Genomic DNA, 1492 nt, shown 5'->3' on the forward strand with positions numbered 1-1492 from the left:
TCTTAAGAAATGCTTTGTGTAAAAAAGTCCTTTTAAAATAAAAAACTGCTTAAAAAATTAGTGCAATTACACCATTTTTCATAATTAATCAATTAGATATAAAATTAATTTTAATATACCCAATTTCAGGTATAACAAAATTCAAAAATGCTGATTTAATAACTATAACTATACTTTAAATTATTGTAACAAAATATTTTTAGTATGCATTTTATATTATTACATCTTTAAGTTATGCAATAAAATAGCCCTCATCAATGATTGACATGATGTAAAAATTTTCAAGTATAAGTGTTCATTTTTTTGTAAATATGAGAATTAATTATCAATAATTATATTATTTACTTAGAATTTGAGATTTTCATCAAATTAGTAATTTCTATAAAAATTCTGATATCTACAATCATACTACTTATGAAAGCTTTTTTGAAAATTAACTGTATGAAATATTTTAAATATTACTGAGTTTTGAAATTGAGGAGTATTGAAATGAAATTTTATGCTTATGTTAGAATTGAGCCAAAAAGTAAATTTGAATCAGATAAATTTCTTTCATTTTTATATAAGTATGGCTATAAAATTCCAAAGAATGGATTGATTATTGAAGAGGTATTAGTAAATAAATCTATAAATTCCAGAGATTTATTTAAAAATATGATAAATTACTCTTTATCTTCTGGTGACTTTTTAGTAATAAAAAGTTTAGATTGTTTAGGTAATAAATTTGAAGAGATTCTATCAATAGCTAATCAAATTTTCGAGAAGCAAATTAGACTCATCTGTTTGGATTATTCAAAAAATGAAATTAATGGAGATTTGAGAATTTTCTTTAATCATTTCTTAACGCTATGTTCCCAATTTGAAAAATTATTTAATTTTAATAATGAAAATCTAAATATTATTGTAAAAAAAAATGGCCGACCCGAGATTTTATCAGAATCTCAAAAAAGACAAGTGCTTCAATATTTCAAAAGAGGTGAAAGTATTAACTCTATAGCTAAACGCTTTTCAGTTACTCGTACTGTTATACAAAGGATTTTAAAAGTAGCAGTAGAAAATTTAAATAATCAAATATCATTTTTTGATACCACTTAAGTGTATCAAAATATTAAGGCTATACTAGGAAATTTATTTTATATAAACCGCATTTAAGCTTTATTAATTTTTTATGGAATTGTCATCATATTTAAATTTTTCATTTTTAAAACTATCCAAGTCAAATTTAGTGTATTTGATTGAAATTTCTTAAATTAGGAAAAACTTTAGTTAACAGCGTTTAGTTTTAGCAATAGCTTAGTACCATTCCATTCCCCAAAATATTCTTCTTAAGCTTAAATAAGTTGATTGACCTATGCTTGGTTTGTCATTAAAAAAACCGCCATTAATGGCGGTTTTCCTTTAATTGAACTTTAATCTCATGGGTTAATCTAATTTAACAAAATGATTTTGTTTTCACAACAAGTCGAGCTTGGAGCGTGATAGCTTAACTCAT

Annotated in this window: 1 protein-coding gene; it reads left to right on the forward strand. The window is 23.5% G+C overall.

Annotated elements, in window-relative coordinates:
- The first annotated feature begins 489 nt into the window (after positions 1-489).
- Entirely contained in the window at positions 490-1095 is a 606-nt protein-coding gene (locus tag FY049_RS22130; RefSeq protein ID WP_446084420.1) for a recombinase family protein, read from the forward strand.
- Positions 1096-1492 lie beyond the last annotated feature (397 nt).

The organism is Acinetobacter sp. 1125_18A, assembly GCF_052824985.1.

What these genes read in the sequence shown, in the direction of transcription:
- FY049_RS22130 (WP_446084420.1), top strand. Translation starts at nt 490, where the DNA reads ATGAAATTTTATGCTTATGTTAGAATTGAGCCAAAAAGTAAATTTGAA.